This is a genomic window from Neobacillus terrae (assembly GCF_011393025.1).
Taxonomy (GTDB): domain Bacteria; phylum Bacillota; class Bacilli; order Bacillales; family Cytobacillaceae; genus Neobacillus_A; species Neobacillus_A terrae.
In genome coordinates, this window is record NZ_JAAOEO010000007.1 from 186968 (window position 1) to 210003 (window position 23036).

16 protein-coding genes are annotated in these 23036 nt (G+C 40.6%); 12 read left to right on the forward strand and 4 right to left on the reverse strand.

The window, feature by feature from the left end; translation table 11 throughout:
- The first annotated feature begins 2 nt into the window (after nt 1-2).
- From G8761_RS12665 to G8761_RS12695, 7 genes are all read left to right on the forward strand, one after another.
- A complete protein-coding gene (locus G8761_RS12665; protein WP_166027180.1) occupies nt 3-1355 on the forward strand; it encodes a (Fe-S)-binding protein in 1353 nt (450 codons plus the stop codon).
- Complete coding sequence (locus G8761_RS12670; protein ID WP_166027182.1) at nt 1355-2818, forward strand: FAD-linked oxidase C-terminal domain-containing protein; 1464 nt, start codon at nt 1355-1357, stop codon at nt 2816-2818. The genes G8761_RS12665 and G8761_RS12670 overlap by 1 nt, the downstream gene beginning before the upstream one ends.
- Nucleotides 2819-3099: 281 nt before the next feature.
- A complete protein-coding gene (locus tag G8761_RS12675; RefSeq protein WP_166027184.1) occupies nt 3100-5280 on the forward strand; it encodes a malate synthase G in 2181 nt (726 codons plus the stop codon).
- Nucleotides 5281-5380: 100 nt separating this feature from the next.
- The gene (gene ystJ, locus G8761_RS12680; RefSeq protein ID WP_166027187.1) at nt 5381-6583 is read left to right on the forward strand and encodes an NADP-dependent malic enzyme; all 1203 of its coding nucleotides are present in this window, start codon (nt 5381-5383) and stop codon (nt 6581-6583) included.
- Between the two features lie 14 nt (nt 6584-6597).
- Nucleotides 6598-7377, forward strand: coding sequence for a fumarylacetoacetate hydrolase family protein (locus G8761_RS12685; RefSeq protein ID WP_166027189.1), 780 nt, complete (start codon nt 6598-6600; stop codon nt 7375-7377).
- Nucleotides 7378-7452: 75 nt separating this feature from the next.
- Nucleotides 7453-8229 (forward strand): IclR family transcriptional regulator, encoded by a 777-nt coding sequence (locus G8761_RS12690; RefSeq protein WP_166027191.1) that lies wholly within the window; start codon nt 7453-7455, stop codon nt 8227-8229.
- A gap of 641 nt (nt 8230-8870) precedes the next feature.
- Nucleotides 8871-10562, forward strand: coding sequence for an L-lactate permease (locus G8761_RS12695; RefSeq protein ID WP_166027193.1), 1692 nt, complete (start codon nt 8871-8873; stop codon nt 10560-10562).
- A gap of 547 nt (nt 10563-11109) precedes the next feature.
- Here the strand turns inward: G8761_RS12695 and G8761_RS12700 are convergent.
- Nucleotides 11110-12531, reverse strand: a complete 1422-nt coding sequence (locus G8761_RS12700) for an N-acetylmuramoyl-L-alanine amidase (RefSeq protein WP_166027195.1) — start codon at nt 12529-12531, stop codon at nt 11110-11112.
- 252 nt (nt 12532-12783) lie between these two features.
- Here G8761_RS12700 and G8761_RS12705 point away from each other — a divergent pair, with 252 nt between their 5' ends.
- From G8761_RS12705 to G8761_RS12725, 5 genes are all read left to right on the forward strand, one after another.
- Nucleotides 12784-13983, forward strand: coding sequence for an ATP-binding protein (locus G8761_RS12705; protein WP_338000954.1), 1200 nt, complete (start codon nt 12784-12786; stop codon nt 13981-13983).
- Between the two features lie 81 nt (nt 13984-14064).
- The gene (locus tag G8761_RS12710) at nt 14065-14355 is read left to right on the forward strand and encodes a hypothetical protein (RefSeq protein ID WP_166027199.1); all 291 of its coding nucleotides are present in this window, start codon (nt 14065-14067) and stop codon (nt 14353-14355) included.
- Between the two features lie 1103 nt (nt 14356-15458).
- Nucleotides 15459-16685: a M20/M25/M40 family metallo-hydrolase gene (locus G8761_RS12715; RefSeq protein WP_166027201.1), complete on the forward strand. Its 1227-nt coding sequence runs from the start codon at nt 15459-15461 to the stop codon at nt 16683-16685.
- A 211-nt stretch (nt 16686-16896) separates the two neighbouring features.
- Entirely contained in the window at nt 16897-18306 is a 1410-nt protein-coding gene (locus G8761_RS12720) for a M20/M25/M40 family metallo-hydrolase (RefSeq protein WP_166027203.1), read from the forward strand.
- Nucleotides 18307-18324: 18 nt separating this feature from the next.
- Nucleotides 18325-20121 carry a S9 family peptidase gene (locus G8761_RS12725; RefSeq protein ID WP_166027205.1) on the forward strand — a complete coding sequence of 599 codons (1797 nt, stop codon included), beginning with the start codon at nt 18325-18327 and terminating at the stop codon, nt 20119-20121.
- A 207-nt stretch (nt 20122-20328) separates the two neighbouring features.
- Here the strand turns inward: G8761_RS12725 and G8761_RS12730 are convergent, their stop codons facing one another.
- The 3 genes from G8761_RS12730 to G8761_RS12740 form a co-directional block, all read right to left on the reverse strand.
- Nucleotides 20329-20547 (reverse strand): helix-turn-helix domain-containing protein, encoded by a 219-nt coding sequence (locus G8761_RS12730; RefSeq protein WP_166027207.1) that lies wholly within the window; start codon nt 20545-20547, stop codon nt 20329-20331.
- A 10-nt stretch (nt 20548-20557) separates the two neighbouring features.
- Complete coding sequence (locus G8761_RS12735; RefSeq protein ID WP_166027209.1) at nt 20558-21040, reverse strand: DUF2975 domain-containing protein; 483 nt, start codon at nt 21038-21040, stop codon at nt 20558-20560.
- Between the two features lie 514 nt (nt 21041-21554).
- Entirely contained in the window at nt 21555-22967 is a 1413-nt protein-coding gene (locus G8761_RS12740; RefSeq protein WP_166027211.1) for an alpha/beta hydrolase family protein, read from the reverse strand.
- Nucleotides 22968-23036: the final 69 nt, after the last annotated feature.

Sequence of the window (23036 nt, forward strand, 5' to 3'; positions counted from 1 at the left end):
TAATGAGTGTAACAGAAATCGACTTGAAGAGAGATCCGGCTTGTACCACTGGTTTAAGTAATTATCTTGCAAAGGATCACCCGGATGAAAACAAATGGGCAGATTGTGTCCATTGCGGTATGTGTCTGGAATCCTGCCCAACATACGAGATTACAGGTCAGGAGCAGCATTCTCCACGCGGCCGTGTTCATCTGATTAAATCGGTGGCAGAAGGAAAACTCAATGTGAACGAGTTTTTTATGGATCCTATTTTTGCCTGCCTTGACTGCCGTGCCTGTACAACGGCCTGTCCGGCGGATGTGGAAGTCGGCGGCCTTATCGAAGAAGCCCGCGGCCAGGTTCGCCAGGCTATGCCGTTAACTGGATTGAAAGGAACAGTAAGCAAAATGTTTCTGCAGGGGCTGTTCCCTCATCATAACCGTCTGAATTCATTAGGAGGACTGCTGCGTTTCTATCAAAAGAGCGGCATGCAGAAGGTAGTCCGGAAAACTAAGCTCATTAATATCATGCCTCAGCATTTAGTCGACATGGAAGCGATTATGCCCGAGGTAAAAGAACCGGTTCGTAAAAAATACAAAAATACGGACGTCATCAAAGCGAAGGGCCAGACAAAAAATGAGGTTGCGATGTTAACCGGCTGTGTTATGGATGTGATGTTCAGTGATATTAATGAAGCAACCATTAATGTATTAACCCGAAATGGTAATGACGTAACGATTCCAAAAAACCAGACCTGCTGCGGAGCGCTTCATGTACATGCAGGGGACCGCGATACAGGAAGAAAGCTGGCAAAACAAAATATTGAAGCCTTTAAAGATTCTGAAAAGGTTATTGTAAACGCAGCCGGCTGCGGCTGTGCGCTCAAAGAATATCCTGAACTGTTCCGTGATGATGCTGAGTGGTATAAAAAGGCGGAAGAGTTTTCTGCTAAAATAGAGGACATTTCAAAATACCTTTATGATACCGGCTATGAAAAGCCAAAAGCTGAATTAAATACCAGGATCACTTATCATGACGCATGCCACCTGGCACACGGACAGGGAATACGACATGAGCCACGTGATCTCTTACTCAATATTCCTGGAGTGGAAATGGTTCATATGCCAAACTCCGACCGCTGCTGTGGAAGCGCAGGAATTTATAATATCACGAATCCGGAGATGGCGTCCGCTGTACTGGAAAGCAAGATGCAAAACGTCCCTGAAGATGTCGAAATGATCTCTATGGGCAACCCAGGCTGTATGCTCCAGATGGCAATGGGCGTACAAAAGCATGGAAGAAACCAAAAAATCGTGCATACCGTTCAGCTGCTGGATTGGGCTTATCAAAAAGAGGATGGCAAGGAGGTGCTGTAATGGCGGTCAAGGGAATCAAATCAAAGGATCGGCATATTCTTAATCTTGCAAATATCGTAGGGGATGCCCGTTCCATTATTTATCATAAGGAAGATCTAATTGCATATGATTGTGACGGCTTCACCTTGCATAAGCATTTACCAAAAGCGGTCGTTTTCCCGAATAATACAGATGACGTTGCTGCATTAGTTAAATATTGCTCAGACAATCAGCTTCCATTCCTGGCTCGCGGTGCTGGTACAGGGCTAAGCGGAGGGGCAATTCCGTTGAACGGAGAAGTTATCATCAGCATGGTGCGAATGAAGAAGCTGTTAAGTGTTGATTTTGAGAATAGGCGTGCAGTAGTGCAGCCGGGTTTTGTCAATCTTAAGCTGACGAACTCCATTGCGGATAAAGGTTATTATTATGCTCCCGATCCATCGAGCCAGTACTGCTGTACAATCGGTGGAAATGTTGCAGAAAATGCTGGTGGCGCCCACTGTCTTAAATATGGTGTAACAACCAACCATATTCTTGGGCTAGAAGTCGTTCTTCCAAACGGTGAAATTGTGGAAATAGGAGCTAACGGTATTCCTGATGCACCAGGATACGATTTACTTGGCCTGTTGACAGGTTCTGAAGGGACGCTTGGGATTGTAACGAAGATTACGGTACGTATTCTGAAGAACCCGGAAGCGAAGAAAACGGTGCTCGCTTATTTTGACAAAGTAGAAGATGGAAGCCAGGCGGTTTCGGATATCATTTCAGCAGGGATTGTTCCTGCTGCACTTGAAATGATGGATAAGATTGCCATTGAGGGAGTAGAAGCGGCCGCATTCCCAGTAGGACATCCAAAGGATATTGAAGCCTTCCTGCTAATCGAAGTAGATGGTATTGAAGCAGGACTGGATGAACAAATCAACAATATCATGGAAGTCTGCAAAAAAAGAAATGTCCGTGAGGTTAGAGCTGCTGAAACGGAGGAAGAAAGAGCGAGATGGTGGGCGAACCGGAAAACCGGCTTCGGCGCAATGGGTGCCATTTCTCCGGATTATTTAGTACAAGATGGGGTTATTCCTCGGAGCAGGCTGCCAGAGGTCCTTAACAACATTAATAATATTAGCCAGGAATATGGACTTCGGATCGCCAATATTTTTCATGCCGGAGATGGGAATCTTCATCCATTAGTTCTGTTTGATGCCAGAATACCTGGACAAAGGGAAGCAGCCTTGGAAGCGGGAAGCGCCTGTCTGCAGGCCTGTGCAGATGTCGGCGGAACCATCACTGGAGAGCATGGAGTGGGTGTTGAGAAAAGGGAAGAAATGCGATTCGTATTTACCGATGAGGAAATTATCGCACAAACGGATATCCGTGAAGTCTTCAATCCTTTTAATCTCTTAAACGCTGGAAAACTGTTTCCAACTCCTGGCCGCTGTGTGGAGATTAAGAGAGAACTAAAAGAAAAAGAGACTGCGATTTCATAAATTTTTCTCGCCGAAGTAATTCGCGGAATAAATGTTGAATTTGGCGGAATAGTGTACGAATCAAGCGGAAAAATTTAAATTTCAGCGGAGAAACCAAGCAATTTCGCGGGAAAATAGGGGATGAGTTCCATAAGCATCAGGTATTCATCTCCTCCCAATTTCTTAAAAAAAATAAACTATCAAAATAATTGAAATACTTTGGATAAACGTGCTATTATTTTTTTAACGAAATAAGAAACACCGTTGCGTAATAACAAACAATCGCAAGGAGGAAATATATTATGGAAAACTATGTGAAAAAAGGGAACCTTCAGGTGGCCCAGGAACTCTATGATTTTATTAATTCAGAAGCACTGCCTGGAAGCCAAGTGGAACCCGAAGAGTTTTGGTCCGGTTTTGAAGCGTTAATTGAGGATTTAACCCCAACAAACAAGAGATTGTTAGCGACACGTGATGATTTCCAAAATAAATTAAACAACTGGTATCAGGAGAATAATGGAAACTTTGACTTTGATACATATAAGTCATTTTTAACTGAGATTGGCTACCTTGAACCGGATGTAGAAGATTTTGAGATTGGTACTGAAAATGTCGACGATGAAATCGCCATCCAGGCAGGCCCGCAATTAGTTGTACCAGTTAATAATGCCCGTTACGCGATTAATGCTGCAAATGCCCGTTGGGGAAGCCTGTATGATGCACTATACGGCACAGATGCAATCAGTGAAGAAGATGGTGCACATCGTGAAGGGAAGTATAATCCGGTCCGCGGTGCAAAGGTAATTGAGTTTGCGAGAAATTTCCTTGATCAGGCAGCGCCATTAAAAGACGCATCTCATAAGGACGCAGTTCGCTACACTATTGAGGATGGCAAACTAAATGTAGCTCTCAATAATGGCACAAGCACAGGATTAAAAGACGAAGAAAAGTTCGTCGGTTATCAGGGAGGTCAGGAAGCTCCATCAGCCATCCTGCTAAAAAATAACGGCCTTCATTTTGAGATCCAAATTGACCGTAATCATTCTATTGGCAGCACGGATGAAGCTGGGGTTAAGGATGTTCTGCTGGAAGCGGCTGTTACAACCATTATGGACTGCGAGGACTCTGTAGCAGCGGTAGATGCTGAAGACAAAGTGCTTGTTTATCGAAATTGGTTAGGCCTTATGAAAGGTGACTTGTCATCCAATTTCATAAAGGGCGACAGACAGATGACACGGAAGCTTAACCCTGATCGCAGTTACGTATCACCAGAGGGAGGAGAAGTTACTTTAAATGGCCGTTCCCTTCTGTTTGTCCGTAATGTAGGTCATTTGATGACGAATAGCGCTATTTTGGATCAAAACGGTGATGAAATTCAGGAAGGAATTTTGGATGCAGTTGTGACAAGCCTTGTTGCAAAACATACGCTTCTTGGAAATGGCCCATTCCAGAACACTTCTAAAGGTTCTGTCTATATCGTTAAACCAAAAATGCATGGTTCTGAAGAGGTAGCTTTTGCAAACGAGCTTTTTGACCGAGTGGAAGATTTGCTTGGACTTGAACGCAATACACTTAAAATTGGTGTAATGGACGAGGAACGCAGAACAACTTTGAACCTGAAGGCATCCATTAAGCAAGTTAAAGACCGCATTGTTTTCATTAATACCGGGTTCCTGGACCGAACAGGAGACGAAATTCATACATCCATGGAAGCAGGTCCAATGATTCGCAAAAACGATATGAAATCGTCCAGTTGGCTTCAGGGCTATGAAAAATCAAACGTTGTTGCCGGACTTTCAGCTGGCTTTCAGAATCGTGCCCAAATTGGTAAAGGAATGTGGGCAATGCCTGATTTGATGGCAGAAATGCTGAAGCAAAAAGTCGGTCATGTAAAAACAGGAGCAACAACAGCGTGGGTACCGTCTCCAACAGCTGCTACTCTTCATGCTTTACACTACCATCAAGTAGATGTAAGAGAAGTGCAAAATGAAATGCTGAATCAAAAAGCAGATTACAGAGATGATATTCTGCAGTTCCCAGTTGCCGAAAACACTAACTGGACTCCAGAGGAAATCCAGGAGGAGCTCGACAACAATTCCCAGACTCTTTTAGGTTATGTTGTCCGCTGGGTTGATCAGGGAGTTGGCTGCTCTAAAGTTTTAGATATCAATAATATTGGACTAATGGAAGACCGCGCTACATTGCGTATTTCCAGCCAGCACTTGGCAAACTGGCTGCACCATGGAATTGCCACGAAAGAGCAGGTTCTTGATACCTTACATCGCATGGCTAAGGTCGTTGATGAGCAAAATGCCGGAGATATTTTTTATAAAAACATGGCTCCGAACTTCGATGATTCGGTAGCATTCCAGGCTGCTTGTGACTTGATTTTTGAAGGATACAATCAGCCAAATGGATACACTGAGCCAATTCTTCACCGCAGACGCATTGAAGCAAAAGCTAAATTTGCTGTAAAACAATAATGTTAACAGGGGGCATTTTATTCGAAAAAATGCCCCTGTTTTCTAAAAACGGCTGGAATGGTCATTAACATTAAAGAAAATGAATGGAGGCGTTGAGGCTATGCCAAACCTGCGGGAGAAGTCGTTGGAACTTCATAAGCAGTCTCAAGGGAAAATTAATATTAATGTCAAAGTTCCGATGGAAAATGCGGAAGACTTAAGCTTGGCCTATTCACCGGGGGTAGCAGAGCCTTGTAAAGAAATTTACTTAAGCCCGGAAAAAGTCTATGACTATACCATTAAAGGAAATCTTGTAGCAGTCGTGTCAGATGGATCCGCTGTTTTAGGACTTGGAAATATCGGCCCGGGCGCGGCAATGCCTGTTATGGAAGGAAAAGCAGCATTGTTTAAAGCATTTGCTGATATTGATGCTTTCCCAATTTGCTTGAATACAAATGATGCCGATCAAATTATCCAGGCTGTAAAATTACTGGAGCCGACATTTGGCGGAATTAATCTGGAGGACATCTCAGCCCCAAACTGCTTTATTATTGAAGAAACACTAAGAAAAGAAATGGATATTCCGGTTTTTCATGATGATCAGCACGGCACAGCCATCGTAACTGCTGCAGGGCTTATAAACGCTTTAAAGGTTGTTGGAAAACGACTAGAAAACATTAAGGTAGTAGTTAATGGTGCTGGTGCTGCTGGAATTGCCATTACCAAACTCCTTTTGAATATGGGTGTTAACAATATCATTATGTGTGATACAAAGGGTGCCATCTATAAGGGGCGCCAGGCGGGAATGAACTCCATGAAAGACGCCATTGCTGAGGTAACGAACAGAGAGAATATACAAGGTTCCTTAGAGGGTGTCATGAAAGGAACAGATGTGTTCATCGGTGTGTCCGTTGCCGGAGCAGTAACCCAAGAGATGGTACAGTCCATGAACCAGGATTCCATTATTTTCGCCATGGCAAACCCAGTTCCGGAAATCATGCCGGAGGAAGCAATTGCTTCCGGTGCAGCGGTGGTAGGGACAGGCCGTTCGGATTTGCCGAACCAAGTTAATAATGTACTCGCATTCCCAGGTATTTTTAAAGGTGCATTGATGGTTCGAGCTACTAAAATAAATGAAGAAATGAAACTGGCTGCAGTACACGCTATTGCCGATCTTATTGATCCTAATGAACTTTCAAATGAATATGTCATTCCATACGCGCTTGATGTAAGAGTGGCGAAAGCAGTAACAGCAGCGGTCGCAGAAGCTGCAATTAAAACGGGAGTTGCCCGAAAGGATATTCCACTTAAAAATATGGTCTAAAAAGGAGCATGACAATGAAATTCACAAGATTTACGCAAGGTTCTTCCATTTATAGTGGTGTCATTAAAGATGACTCAATCAGGGAAATTGAAGGAGATATTTTTGGAGATTGGCAGTTCACAGGCAAAACATTTTCTTCTGAAGAGGTAAATTTTCTTGCTCCTTTAGAGCCAAATCAAATTATTGGAATTGGTGCAAACTATGTTACGAAAGTTGAGGACCGGCCTTCCGAGCTTCCAGAAATTCCTGTTTTCTTCTTTAAACCAACATCATCCGTTATTGGCCCTGAAGAAGAAATTGTCATTCCTGAAGGGATTGAACAGGTAAAATTCGAATCTGAATTAGCGATTATCATTGGAAAAGAAGCTAAAAATGTACCTGAGTCAGAAGTTCTTGATTATGTGTTTGGATATACAGTTGGAAATGACGTAACCGCACCTCAATTTTTCCACCAAGACGGCCATTGGACAGTTGGTAAATCCTTTGATACCTTCACACCATTAGGACCTGTTATTGAAACCGAGCTGGATCCTTTTTCCGTAAGCGTTGAGGCAAGACTGAATGGTGTTGAAAAACAAAATAGTGCAACAGATTTAATGATCATTCCAATCCGAAGAATGGTTTCCTATTTAACTAAGGTGATGACGCTGAAGCCGGGTGATGTCATACTGACGGGGAGTCCGGTAGGAGCGGAATTCGTAGGTGCCGGTGATTTGATTGAATGTGAAATAAAGGAGATTGGAACTTTACGTAATTCTTTTGTAAATCAAAAAGAGCATTCAAAAACCTATTAAGACGTTACAATGCCCGGTAAAAGAATTATGCTATAATTTAAACTATTATTGTCAGCAATTATGAGGTGAACAATTTTGGAAAGAGAAAATATGGTTAAGTCTGTAAGCCGGGCATTGGATATTATTACACTTGTTAGCATGAAAAAGGGCGGCTTGGGTGTTACTGAGATTGCCAAACAAATAGATATTAATAAAAGCTCTGTTTACCGAATCCTTTCAACACTTGTCCAGTATGGGTATGTTGAGCAGGATGAGGATACCGGCCGATATAAGCTGGGTTATAAATTTCTTGAGATAAGTTCGAAGCTTCTGGACTCCATTGATTTAAGGGCAGAGGCAAAGCCTTTTCTGAAACAGCTGGAAAATGAGACGAATGAAGTAATCCATCTGGTTGTTTATGATCAGGGGGAAGTCGTTTATATTGAAAAATTAGAAGGCAATGAAACGCTGAGGATGCATTCCAAGGTAGGCAAAAGGGCGCCTATGCACTGTACCTCCGTTGGAAAAGCGATTCTCGCGCATCTTCCTTCCAGCAATGTACTCGATATCCTTGATCGCAAAGGCATGGCTTTGCACACAGATAAAACCATCACGAATAAAGAGGACTTTATGAGGGAATTGGCAGACGTGAAGAGGAATGGCTATGCACTGGATCTTGAAGAAAATGAATATGGTATTACGTGCATTGCCGTTCCTATTTTTGACCATCTAGGAAAAGTGATTGCTGCAGCAAGTATCTCCGGACCAACAATGCGTATGACGGAAGACCGTTTGAAACATCTTCAAGCCAGAATGCTGTACATTGGTAAACAAATTTCGGTACGGCTCGGTTTTGAAAGCAGAATCAGTTAAAAGAATAAAAGGCGCAAGCTGGTTAGATGATGAAAGGCTAAAATCGCCACATCCTCGAAAAGCTGCGCTTTTCTTCGTGCGATGATTATGCTTCCGAAGCTTTCCTTGTCCTGATTTCTGGAGTGAGACGGCTTATGACCCCGAGCTGTTCGAATCATCACCTATCGGTCATGATCCTCACAAGATATTCAACGAAGCATATCCTCGAGGAAAACTGGCTGGGAGCTGAAGCTGGATTACGTTAACTTCGTTCAGAGTTTTATACTACAAATAGATACCTATAGTTTTCTAAAAAACAAAAACATTTGGCTGGTAGAGAAGGTATATTGGCCAAATGTTTTTTTAAAGTTGTACGGGTTTAATATTCTAAAAATTATTGAAATTCTGACAAAGTTATGTATAATTAAAAAAGATAAGTCCTTGTTATATAACAAATAACAGTATTGTTGTATAACAATGTTTTGTAATTCGCAACAAATTAAAAACAGTGTTTCTTATTACGAAACAGAGAGGAGTGTGTGTTTCTCATTTATTATTAAGCAGTAAACTCGCATATTAATCAGTCACCATAGTGCTTACGTTGTCTGTTCCATCACTTTTTTTCATGGTAACATTACATTTCGTATTATGGAGGATTAACTATGACATTCACACAAAATTTTTCAGCGGTAGGGGATAGTCTGGCCCTTTCCGCATTGGTAGCGGTTATACCCATTCTCTATTTTTTCTGGGCTTTGGCTATTAAAAGGATGCAAGGATATATTGCGGGGTTAACCACCTTGCTGCTTGCACTAATACTGGCAGTGGTGGCGTTTAAGATGCCTGCAGGGATGGCGGTTATGTCTGCAGTACAAGGGGGAGTATATGGAGTTCTGCCAATAGGCTGGATCATCATTGCATCCGTTTTCCTTTATAAATTAACAGTAAAGACTGGGCAATTTGATATTATCCGTAATTCCGTTGTTTCACTTACGGTGGACAGACGTCTTCAGGCTCTTTTGGTAGCGTTTTCTTTCGGTGCCTTCCTCGAAGGAGCAGCAGGATTTGGTGCACCAGTTGCGATTTCAGCTGCACTTCTTGTAGGTCTTGGCTTTAATCCGCTATACGCAGCAGGTTTATGTCTAATTGCCAACACTGCACCGGTTGCCTTTGGTGCCATTGGTACTCCAATTATTGCAGTTGAAGGACCTACAGGCGTATCCGCAATCGAAATTTCTAAAATGGTTGGCCGTCAATTGCCATTTTTATCATTATTCCTTCCATTTTTCTTAGTTGTTATTATGGCTGGCTTCAAAAAAGCAATGGAAGTCCTGCCTGCAATTTTAGTGACAGGTATCTCTTTCGCGGTAACTCAGTACCTCAGCTCTAACTTCCTTGGACCAGAACTTCCTGATATTTTATCCGCGCTTGTTTCATTATTTGCTTTGGCAATCTTTTTGAAATTCTGGAAACCGAAAAACATCTTCCATTTTTCAGCAGAGGCTGAAATTGCTGCTACGATTGCAACGGCACCAGGTAACCCGCCAGTAAAGAACGTCGGCACTGAAGTTTTTAAAGCATGGTCACCTTTCCTTATTCTAACTGGATTTATCACCATTTGGGGAATTCCGGCAATCAAGCTTGCACTGGCAGGTCATTATATTGGAACAAATGGACTTTTAAAAGCAGTCAATTCCATAGGTGCTTTGTTTACTTATATGCCTGAAGTACCTCTATTAAATAATAAAGTCATTAGCTCGGCGGGTACTCCAATTGCAGCCGTGTTCAAACTTGAATTACTTGGCGCAGCTGGTACTTCCGTTCTTTTTGCAGCCATCGTTACAAAGTTTATTTTTAAAATTTCCTGGAAGGAATGGGTAGCAACCTTTGGGGAAACGCTTAATGAATTGAAATTTCCAATCATTACAATCGCTTCCGTAGTTGGTTTTGCTTATGTAATCAACGCATCCGGAATGAGTACAACTCTTGGTATGTCATTGGCAAAAACAGGCTCGATGTTCGCTTTCTTCTCTCCATTCCTTGGATGGCTCGGAGTGTTTATCACAGGCTCCGATACTTCTTCAAACCTGTTATTCGGAAACATGCAGAAGATTACGGCCGATTCCCTTGGCATGAACCATGTATTAGCGATTGCTGCAAACTCATCAGGAGGGGTTACCGGAAAAATGATCTCTCCGCAATCCATTGCAGTTGCGTGTGCAGCGGTAGGATTAGCAGGTAAGGAAGCAGACCTGTTCCGATTCACATTTAAGTATAGTCTCATCCTGGTTGTATTAATCGGTATTTTGACATTCGTGCAGAATACAAGTTTATTAAGTTGGATGATTCCTTAATTGCACAAAGTGGCCTTCCCTTTAGGGGGAAGGCTTTTCATTTTAGGTATTGAAATCATAAGGGTTCTTCTTTTGCCCAATTTATTGAAACAGAAAAAGACTCGTTCTACGTTCTTGCTTCCCAGTTCTACAAAAATTAAGAGCATTTCTACAAATATATTACCTATCTACAATTATGGGGATCTATTCTACAAAATTAAAAAGAGGTTCTACATTCTTGCTTCCCAGTTCTACAAAAATTAAGAGCATTTCTGCAAATATATTACCTATCTACAATTATGGGGATCTATTCTACAAAATTAAATAGAGGTTCTACATTTTTGCTTACCAGTTCTACAAAACTGAAGAGCATTTCTACAAATGTATACTCTTTCTACAATTTTGGGGATCTATTCTACAAAATTAAAAAGAGGTTCTACATTTTTGCTTCTCTGTTCTACAAAATAAAAGACGCATTCTACAAATACATTTCCTTTCTGTAAATTTCGGTGTTCTATTAAGAAAATACGTAAAAAGCCGGATTCAAATTGAATCCGGCTGCTCTTATTTATTTGATTTCGTGTATTGCGAAGGTAATCATTTTTTCATAAAGACTTAAAATTGATTGCCCGTAGCTTGTACCAGGAACGGCCCATTTTCCGTTTAAGTCGGCCCAGGCTGGAGCAGAGCCTCTTGGAACTAGATTAAAGCGTGGGTCAACGAGCGGGTATTTATCAGGCAACGATTGGGTTGAAGCATAGGCAAACAGGTGCTGAAACTGAGCAAGGACTCCATCTTTCGGTGTTTTAAAGCTGGCGCCTGAATTGCCTCCTCCTGTTGCTCCAATTCCGGCGAAGTTGTTTTGTTCAGGATTTACATCTCCAGTAAAGCGGAAATAGTTTGTCTCTAACAACGCTTGGGCAAAAGCGAGGTCACCCCTGATACCATAATATTCTCCAAAAGCAGAATAGTAGCTTCCTAGTTCAGGTGCATCCGGATTAACTGACTTGGCAAAAAGGTTCATTTGCTCCGGGGACAAATAGGTTGGCCCTAGGATTGAATCTCCAGTTGGTTCTGAACGCACGGTGCTTTGGCTGGCACTTTGAGTAGGTGAAGGGTTTGGTGCTGATCTATGTGCTGTAGCAGGGCTCGAGTCAGAACTTTGTGTCACGATAAAAGCGTCTTTAATGCCCGCAGTTTTGACATCCCGTTCGCGGGCTTCAGCGTTTGCCCGGCTTGAAAAAGCGCCTGCCTGAACCCGATACCAGGTTTCATCTGAAATAACAACTGTCACAACAAATGCTTCAATTCCCTTGGAGTGAAGGAATGCGACACGGTTATTTGCATCTTCCCTTACTTTAAATGACCCGGCTATTACTTTGTAAATAATACTGGAATTCTTAATTAAAGTTGTCAAAGGAGATGTTGTACTATTTGATTTTGGTTTAAGATTAAAAACTTTAGCAATCCCATTTGCATGTCCTTGCGCAACACTTTGCCTCCAGGAAGCTTGTTTCATTAGGCTCGCATCGTGTGGGTTGCTAATGAAGCCATTTTCGGAAAGCATTGCCGGCATGTTAGATTCGCGCAGCACATGGAAATTGGCCTTTTTCTTCCCTCGAACATTTAACTGATTCAGTTTAATGACTTCCGCATGAATAATCTCCCGGTACTTTGCGGCTGTTTTTGTATCTGAAACGTTGGAGTGGATATAGTCCTCATATCCCTGAGCAGAGCTGCTTTCTGCTGAATTGATGTGAATGGCCAAATAATAATCTGCGCACCAGGAATTCGCTTCATTTGTCCGCTGGGCTAAGCTTTTCGTAATATCACTTGTACGGCTCATCCTAACATCAATATTTTCATAATGATTAAGAAGGAGTGTCTGTATACTTTGGGCAATATCCAGCGTAATATCTTTTTCGTTTAAACCATTACCTTGAGCGCCTGGATCAGTCCCTCCATGTCCTGGATCTAAATAGAGTTTCATATAATCGCCTCACTTTTTAATGGTTGTATCATATTTTACGAGAAAAATAGGAAACTTGTTCTGGTGCAATCCTAGGATTCTCGCGGATTTAAGATAGACTCTTCTTGAAAAAGCCAATTTGAAAACGCTATTGTAAAGGATACTCGATATAGGTTAGTATACTTATGGTCCCATTATATATTTAAACCTCTCGAGAGGAGTCCGGCGTTGATTGAGTCATTTCTATTAAACTTCCTATTTCTGCTTTTTCCGGTGCTGATTTTTTTAATATTCTTTGAAAATAGGTTTTATACATATAACAAATCCGTCATTATTTTTCTTTCTTCCATATCAATGATTCTTTGTATGGTTTTTCCAATTAAATTAGAATTTGGTCCAATCTTTGATTTACGATACATTCCTTTTTTACTTATAGCACTCTTTTGGGGCTATAGATACACCTTCCCACTTTATATTGTGTTAAATATGTGTCGTTTTTTGATTGGAGGACCATATTTCCTTCATTCATTCGTATTTTCGACGGTAATTTATATTTTTGTATCTTTATTAAATAAAGTGTTTATGAAACAGAGTCCCAAGAAGCGGATTTTCATTGCGGCTATCATTTCTTTATTTACAATGGTCCTTTATCTTTCAAGTGTTACTTTGATCATACCGGCTTTGGATAAAGGATTTTGGCTTTTAGCATTTTATGCATTAACTACCTATGCAGCAGTTATGGTTATTAATATGGTATTAATAGAGAAAATTATTGATAATGCAAAAACCAGAGAGTATCGTTTACATTCGGAAAGATTAAATGTAATGAGCGATTTATCCGCGAGTGTTTCTCATGAGATTCGAAACCCGCTTACTGTTACAAAAGGATTTCTTCAGCTTTTAAAGGATTCACAAAACATTACAGGTGATGAAAAAAGATACGTTGAGATTTCCTTATCAGAATTAAAACGGGCTGAGCAAATTGTCACCGATTTTCTTGCTTTTTCAAAGCCACAATCGGAAAACATGGTAGTATCCAATTTAAAAGAAGAAATAGATTATGTAACGAATGTTATGATTCCCTATGCCAACATGCATCAGGTAGATGTAGAAATGAGTTTTAATAACACTTTAAAAATTATGTACGATAAAAATCAGGCACAGCAGTGTTTAATCAATTTATTTAAAAACGCTATTGAGGCGATGAGAGAAAATGGCGGTATTCTTTCCATTGATGTTTCAGAGCAGGGGAATCAAATTGTCGTTAAAATAAAGGATACAGGCATCGGAATGACCAAAGAAGAGGTCTTACGATTAGGTAGACCTTACTATTCTACGAAAAAAGAAGGAACCGGCCTCGGAATGCTGATGGTATATAGTACTGTTGATAAGGTTAATGGCAAAATTGAAGTAGAGAGTGAGAAGGGGATAGGTACTACTTTTCTTATTACAATTCCCAGTTTGCAGTTTTAAAAAAGTTTCGGACAGCGGGGAATGCTGTCCGTTTTTTTACTATCTTTTGTTGTATAATAGTGAACAAAGGTGGTGAGAAGAATGGATGAGAAACGTTTTGAAAGAATGGAAAATATGCTGACAGATTTAATTAAGATTACTGGTAATTTGAATAAAGAGGTACAGAATCTCAAAAAGGAAATGGGCGATGTAAAAGCAGATTTATATGGTGTGAAAGCAGAAATGAAGAAAGGCTTCGATGATATTAAGAGGGAGCAAATAAAGACCAATCAAATTCTTGCAGAAATGAGAGCAGACCAGGACTTTATTTGGGAAAAGGCAGCGAAAAACGAAAGAGAAATAGCCAAGATTAAAAACCACTTACAAATGTAGGACTTCATTTGTGTTTTTCTCCATGTACTTTCTTCAGTTTCAATACCTCTTATTAATAGCTGCTTCGTGTATACCTTTTCAAAAAACAAAACGGACAGTTGCATAGACGGCTGTACGATTTCCAATTATCTTTTCTTTTTCCTGCAGACTGTTCATATCTCAGGTAAACGTCTATCCGTATTCATTAACATATCTTCTGTAACATTTATGGCTTCTAACCAGTTATATTGGACCTTGGTCTAAATCTCCCCTTAAATATGCTCATTATTTCACATACTATTCTATATTCATTTTAGGTTTAAGGGAGCTGGCCGGAAAGGCTGAATGAGGAAGTTTCACATAAGTGTCATGTTTGCTTCTTTTGTTCATCATCAAAAACGAAAACCTCATGGTGGTATATTTTTCAAACCTGAATCTTTAGTTTGAAATTTTTTGATTTCACCCTTACCTTTTTATCGTTTTTTTTGTATATAGAAGATGAAAGGGTTGAACCATTCGAGATGGCGGCACGACCCTTCCAATATAATAAAAGGGAGCGGTTTAAATGGCAGAACTACTATTGAATGAAGAGGCTTTATTGGTATTACCTTCACTGGCAAAAAGTTTGGAATAAATGAGGCCATTATTTTACAGCAGATTCATTCATTATTGGAAAAAGGTCTGATGTGATTGAAGGGAAAAAGTGGATTTACAATACATATAAGGATTGGAAGGTTCATTTTCCATTCTTGTCGGAAAGTACCATCAAACGGACGATGCAATCATTGGAAAAGGAGGGGGTAGTGATTTCAAATAATTTCAACCCTTACAAGATGGACAAAACCAAATGGTATACGATTGATTATGAGGTTATTGATAATCTTGTAAAATAGTACATCACGGCGTCTCCAATTTAAAATGGGGACGCTTTTTGTTTTGAGAACTTTAAAAGTATTAATCTTCTCTATAATTATTTTCTAATAGGTTTTGTTAAAGAACTGTGTTGATTTTTATCTATGTTGATTGAAGCGAGTGTCTTGGAGCGAAAATCAACAACTAAGTTTAACAAAGCCTTATAATAAAAAATAAGAATTATCGTGTAATTTCTAAGGAGGGGAAAAGTTATGACACAAACAAAAGTAGTTTTTGAGGTATTGATTAACAATCCAAATGTAAAAGCAGGGCTTGATTTTTTGGAAGAGGATAATGATTATACCACCCAGGAGCAAATCGCTTTAACAGAAATACCGGCCCCAACGTTTCAGGAGCAGGAGCGCGGCCTGGAGTATCAAAAAAGATTAATAGAATACGGACTTAAAAATGTAGAGATCGACAGTCAGGGGAATGTGTTTGGAGTGAGACCGGGAACAGGGAATGGACCCAAGCTGGTGGTTGCAGGGCATCTTGATACTGTTTTTCCCATGAAGACGGATGTAAAAGCGAAACTGAGGGATGACAGGATTTACGCACCTGGAATTGCTGATGATGGCAGAGGGCTTTCTTCCGTACTTACTCTGTTAAGGGCAATAGAAAAGGCGAATATAAAAACAACAGGAGATATTATTTTTGGAGCAACCGTTGGTGAAGAGGGATTAGGGGATTTAAATGGCGTGAAGGCACTCTTTGAAAACAGAAAGGATATTGATGGGTTTATTTCTATCGAGCCCGGGAGTCCTGAACGCATTACCTATCTTGCAACAGGAAGCCGCAGGTATCATGTTACATATACCGGAACGGGCGGGCATAGTTTTGGAGACTTTGGAAAGCCAAGCGCTATCCATGCATTGGGAAGGGCCATTGCTAAAATAAGTGACATCCAAACGCCGAAAGAGCCGAAAACAACCTTTAATGTTGGAACGATCAATGGGGGAACCTCTGTTAATACCATTTCGGCAAAAGCGGAAATGCTGATTGATATGCGTTCCGTATCGCCAGATGCTTTAAAAGCTTTAGAAGATAAAGTGATTGATATTTTAAAAATGGCTGCTGACGATGAAAATAAACGATGGGAAACAAATGATATTCAAGTAGATATTAAACTTGTAGGTGACAGGCCTGCTGGCTCTCAGCCCGGGGACAGTGTAATCGTGCAGGCAGCCCTTGCATCTGCGGAAGCACTTGGCTTTGAGCCCATTTTGGATGAACCAAGCAGCACTGATTCAAATGTTCCAATCAGCCTCGGAGTTCCTGCCGTTACGCTTGGCGGTGGAGGGAAGTTTGGCGGATGCCATACGCTCGAAGAATACTACGATCCAACCAATGCCTTTTATGGGGTTCAAAAAATCTTTTTAACCATGCTTGGGTTGGTTGGGGTAGAAAATGTAAGTGAGCCACTTTTAATTAAAAAGTAAATTTCCGGGAGACAGGTTTCTGTCTCTTTTTTGTTTAAAGAATATTGTTGATTTTAGACTATGTTGATTGGAGCGGAAAGCGAGTCCCATTAGCGAAAATTAACAAACAAGTTTAATAAAACATATTTTTTATAGAATATTTCGAAAAAAAGAAGGAGTTATTCTTCGATTAACGAAATAATAATATATTATTTAAAAAGGGGGCAGTCCTATGGTTAAGCCGCAATTAGAAGAATTAAAACAGCAATCGAAAGAGCTAGTATCTGATTCAGTAGAAACTTTAAGGGAATATTTAAGACTTCCAACGATCTCTGCTCAAAATTCCGCCATTCCAGAAACAGTTGAGTATGTTGTTAAAATGATTCAGGATGCTGGTGGAGAGGCACAAGTGCTAGATGATTTGGGAGGCAATCCGGTCGTTTATGCCTTTTTTGCAGCTGGAGAACAAGGAAATTCAAGTAAGACTTTACTATTTTATAACCACTATGATGTCCAGCCGCCTGAGCCACTGGACGAATGGAATTCAGAGCCGTTCAACCCGGTTGTCGAAAATGGAATTCTTTTTGCAAGAGGGGTTTCAGACAACAAGGGTGACCTGGTTGCCCGTTTGACCGCGATTAAGGTCCTGCAAAAGGCTGCAGGGGGACTGCCTTGCAATATTAAGTTCATGATTGAAGGGGAAGAAGAAATCGGAAGTCCCAATCTGGAGCCTTACTTGGTGAAATATAAAGATTTATTCGCAGCCGATGCCTGTATCTGGGAATTCGGCGGCAAGGATGAAGAAGAAAGAATTAGTATGGTAGCCGGAATAAAAGGGATGGCTTACCTGGAGCTAAGCTGTACTGGTGCAGATATCGACATGCATTCCTCAGTCGGAGCCTATGTGGATAACGCAGCATGGAGGCTTGTTCAGGCTCTTGCCACTATGAAAAATCAGCAAAATGAGATTTTAGTTGAAGGTTTTTATGATGGAATCATCCCGCCAACAGAGGAAGAGTTAGAAGCTGTTCATGCTATTCCTTTCGATGAAGAGGGAGTAAGCAGGCTTTATGGTTTGAAGCGTCCTCTTATTACAGCTGCAAAAGGACAAGACCCGCGGGAAGCGATGGTTTTTGAACCAACCATGACCATCTGCGGAATAGTCAGCGGTTATACAGGCGAAGGCTCTAAAACCGTTCTTCCTAAAAACGCCAGAGCCAAAGTGGATTGCCGATTAGTTCCGGGGCAGGATCCGGACTATATTTTAGAATGTGTTGAAAAACACTTGGAAAAGCATGGTTTCCATGATGTTAAGGTAACTTCTTTAAATGGGCAGAAGGCTTACCGATCTGATTTTAATCATCCATTCATTAAACATGTAATCGCCACTGCTAATGAGGTATATGAGGCAGGAAGCGTCCTGGCACCGAATTCTGCCGGAACAGGGCCAATGTATATTTTCGGGGAACAGCTTCAGCTTCCGGTTGTCAGCACGGGTGTAGGCTGGGTCCAGTCAAAAGCGCATGCGCCGAATGAATCGATTCGCCTTCAGGATTTTGAACAGGGCATTGTTCATATGGCATACATGCTGTTGGGATTGCCTTCAGCCCTAGAGCAAAAAGTGGAAAATATAGAGGCTTAACAGAAAAGGGGGGAGAACATGAGCATCGGCATTCAGCCATTTTTGCATGTACGTACTGCAAGTAATCCAGTTTACCATCCGGATGGGAGCAAAATTAGTTTTGTTACTAATTATACAGGCCTGCCGCAGGTTTGGGAACTGAACTTAAACGGAGGCTGGCCATCACAAAGTTCATTTACTGAAGAAAGAATTATGTTTGTCAGTTATATATCAGGCACTTCTAAAAGAATTATAGGGATGGACGTTGGTGTTAATGAAAAACAGCAGCTATTCCTATTACAGGACGATGGAAGCCTGCTGCACCTCACGGATTCGTTAGACCATATCCACCAGTATGGCGGCAGTTCTCCTGATGGGAAGTGGATTTCCTGGGCGAGCAATAGACGGAAGGCTGCTCATTTTGATATTTATGTTCAAAACCTTGAAACACTTGAAATCAAGGAGGTTTTTCAGGGGGATGGAATGTATCAAGCATTGAAGTGGTCCCCAGAAGGGCGCTCGCTACTGATTGAAAAAGTAAATTCGAATCTTGATAATGATCTAGGTTTACTGGAAATCTCTTCGGGAGAGGTTTCCTGGCTGACCACTCATGAAGAGGAAGCAAAATTTGAAGATCCGGTGTTTAGCCAAGATGGCAGCCATCTTTATTTTTTAACCAATAAGGATCGGGAGTTAACAGGACTTGCCTTTCTTAATATAAAAACAAAGGAAATAAAATGGCTTGACCGGAGAGAATGGGATCTTGAAGGCCTGGTAATGAGCGGAGATAAAAAGCAGTTAGCTTATACAGTGAATGCAGGCGGGATTTCAAAGGGAGTTCTTTATCATATAGAAGATAACTCCTTTAGTTCATGGCAGACACCAATCGGGGTTATACAGGAATTTACATTTTCGCCTGACTGCAAAAAACTGGCCTATGTATTTAATAGTGCTATTCAGCCTTCAGATATTTGGGAACTGGATATGGAGTCCAAACAAATCCAGCGGCTTACCTATGTGTCAAATCTGCCGGTTGTTGAAGAGCAGCTTGTTGAACCAGAGCTGGTTTCTTTTAAATCGTTTGATGGCCTGGAGATTCCTGCCTTTTATTACAAACCAAAAGATGCTTCAGGGAAACTTCCTGTAGTCGTTTTTGTCCATGGGGGTCCAGAATCGCAAATCCGCGCTGTTTACAATCCATTTCTGCAATACTTCCTCAGCCGCGGTTATGCCGTTTGTACTCCGAATGTGAGGGGAAGTACAGGCTATGGAAAAAGCTATACTCACCTGGATGATGCCAGAAAAAGAATGGACTCTGTTAAAGATTTGACTTCTCTAGTAGATTGGTTAAAAGAAGAGGGAAATGCCAATCCTGACAAAATTGCCATTATGGGTCGCAGTTATGGAGGATTCATGGTTCTGGCAGCTATCACACACTATCCAAAGCTATGGGCATCGGCTATTGATATTGTCGGAATATCAAGCTTCAAAACCTTCCTGGAAAACACCAGTGTTTGGCGCCGCAAGCTGAGGGAAGCGGAATATGGCAGCATCGAAATCGACGGGGATTTCTTTGATGAAATTGATCCTATTCACCGGACGAAGGATATCGAATGTCCTGTCATGATGCTTCATGGTGCGAATGACCCGCGTGTGCCGATTGAAGAAACTGAACAGATGGTAAAGGAATTAAAGGACCGCAATCATCCTGTCCATTACATCCGTTTTGAGGACGAAGGACATTTCTTTGTTAAACTCAAAAACAATATTACAGCCTATACAGAAGTTGCTGATTTTCTTGATGAGCATATTGGGAAGGCAGTAGCAATAAAGTAATGGTGTGAAAAAGGAGGACGTCATTTCTGACTAACGGGTTCCCTTATGAGGTGCAAAAATTGCAAATCGAAGCATATTTTTTGTCACTAATATCAATGGAATTCTCTGATTAAATAACATCAATAAACGCAAAGAAGGGATAGCTTTATGGCTATCCCTTAAATTCTCTATCGACTACCTTTAATTAAATAAATTTGTTGTCTATTTTTATTGAGTGTCTTCGTCGCTTTTGTACTCCAAAATATCACCTGGCTGACAATCCAAAGCCTTGCATATCGCTTCTAATGTTGAAAAACGAACCGCTTTTGCTTTTCCATTTTTCAGAATGGAAAGATTCGCTATAGTAATTCCAACCCTCTCCGAAAGCTCCGTTACGCTCATTTTTCGTTTTGCTAACATCACATCAATATTAATAATAATTGCCATATCCTCTACCTCAGACCGTCAAATCATTTTCTGATTTTATGTTAATCGCTTCTTTTAGAAGATGTTGAAGGACAGCAGCAAAAACGGCGATAACCATAGAGGCGAAAATAATAACCAATCCGATTGGTATGAAACTTGGAGGGTCAACTCTCTTCCCCATGAGATAGTAGAGCGGCATACCTAGCAGATACAAGGTACTGATTGTGATGGCACAGTATTTTATATGCTTTAAAGCTTTTACCGATAATTCCGAGAACGCTTGGTTCTTATCAATATAGCTTAAAAGTTTAAAAGCCTGATACAGAGCAAAGTAAAAAGGAATTGCTGCTGCGTACATATCGATTAAAACGAGAGATTTCATATAAGACATTTTTGGATACAATTCTCCAGCAAAATCCCCAATCTTAGGCACTAAAAATATGCACAAAGCGAAAATTGGGATTCCAATAAGAATAACAGCTATCTTCAAAAAGAGTGTTGTTCCTCGTTTCATAAAGTGCACCTCAATTATTTAATGTCAGTTTTGACTTTACTACAGTATTTACTGTTTCGCAATAAATTTATATTGTTTTTCATTATATTATTATTGTTATTAAAACATCCTTTTAATTTTGATAAAAATAAAAAGCATTTCTCATTACAAAGAAATGCACATACTTTAAAATGTAAAATTTACAACTTGTTCAACAGGACTCCCTTAATAAAGTAAATCAACAACGAAAGATAACAGAACTTACTTAAAATAAATATCCTTCGTAATTCACAGTAAAAATCACATGAAAATTCACTGTTAAATTCGCACTGTACAATAATTACTTCCATATTCGAGAATTGATATGTGAATTCCTGATCGAATTTAATAAAAACATCAAAGAGTGTAGTAATATCAAGGAAATAAAAAACGTGAATTCATGTGTGAATTCACGGTAAAAATGTATTGTGAAATTGACTTTTGCACCACAAAAGATAACCCGTTAATTTCGGACAATCCTCCTTTTTATTTGGTCTTAACGTTTGTACAAAGGGTCATACGGGCGGAGCTGGGAGGTAAAGCGTGTTCCAAAGTATGGATCAGCTACTGCCTTTGGATCAAGGACATTGTCTCCTTCCGGCTTTTTCCCTTTTTCAGACCAATCAACTAAGTCATTAAAAGCATTGATTTGTTCCTGATTGGTAAATTCACAATGTCCAATTCCGCGAATGGCACGAGTGACAAGCAAATTGGATTTGCCTTTCTCAGCAGTTCTTTTTGCATAAATCTCTTCCATGGAGAACGGAACATAGAGATCACCAAGTGTATGGAGTGACATAGTTGGTACCTTCAGATCACCTGTCACTGCAGGAATCGCAGCCAGTCCATTTTTATGTCGGCCATTTGGATCATTTGTAATTCGAAGAACATTATTGTTTAAAGCAACTTCCTCTGGAGATAATGCTGGATTATCATCGAGCTGATAAACCGAATCGGTGTTGTTAATTACATTGCCGGTCGCCTGGTTATATGCAGGGTTCGTAGGCATTCTTTGAAGAAGGAAATCGTCAAAGGCATGTTTATAGGAAAAATCAAATAACGGGCGTTTCCCACCTGAAAGATTCTCAGTCACTTTTTCCAGCTTCTGTCCTGCTTCTGTTAGAGACTTAAAGACATAAGAACCAGTGACCGGGTCTTTCGTTAAACCATTTCCAAGTTTCAGTTCCATTTCAGGTACTTTCGCTTGGAAATAATTATCATCAGCTACAAACTGTTGTTGATCCTTATTAGTGCCAGTTAAGGATTGACTTACTAGCCCGTAATCTGTAAAAAAGTCAAAGAGCTCCGAATCACCCATTACGCCGCACATTGGCATTGCAGCATCCACATCACCGTATTGCTCCGCGTATACGCCGGTAATATGTCCTCCCATTGAATGGCCCATTATATAAGTACGAGTAGGGTTGCCGACCAGATTTCTAAATAATCCATTCAATGCATGTGTATCTTTTACGCCTGACTCTACATCATAGCTGTTTGTACTATAGCTGGAAGCTGCCCACGCATAACCTTCCTGAAGAAGCTCGGTACGAACTGGTGGAGCGCTTACCGTTAAAGCTGGTCCTTCTCCGCGATAACCATGTGCATATAGTACAAGCTTTCCATTCCAGTTCTTAGGGACTTCAATCCAATATCCAGCCCCGTTATGAATGCCATGTAAAATGGTTGCGCTTTCAAAACCAGGTACTGGCTTAATTGAATTTAACTGAATTTTATCAACATAATAGTTTTGTTTGTCCTGACCGTTCCCAATGAAAAATGCAGGGGGCTTAATATTAAGAGTTGTTGGAACTGTTGGTGAAGTCTCATCAGCTAATGCAGCGGAAGTGACAACGCCAAGGGATAAAGAGGTTGCTAAAATGGAAGGAAATAGTTTTTTCTTTTTCATTTATGATCCTCCTTGATAATAGTTGTTTAAAAGGGCGGACCCGTAAAAGGCCTGCCCTTTTTACAAAAC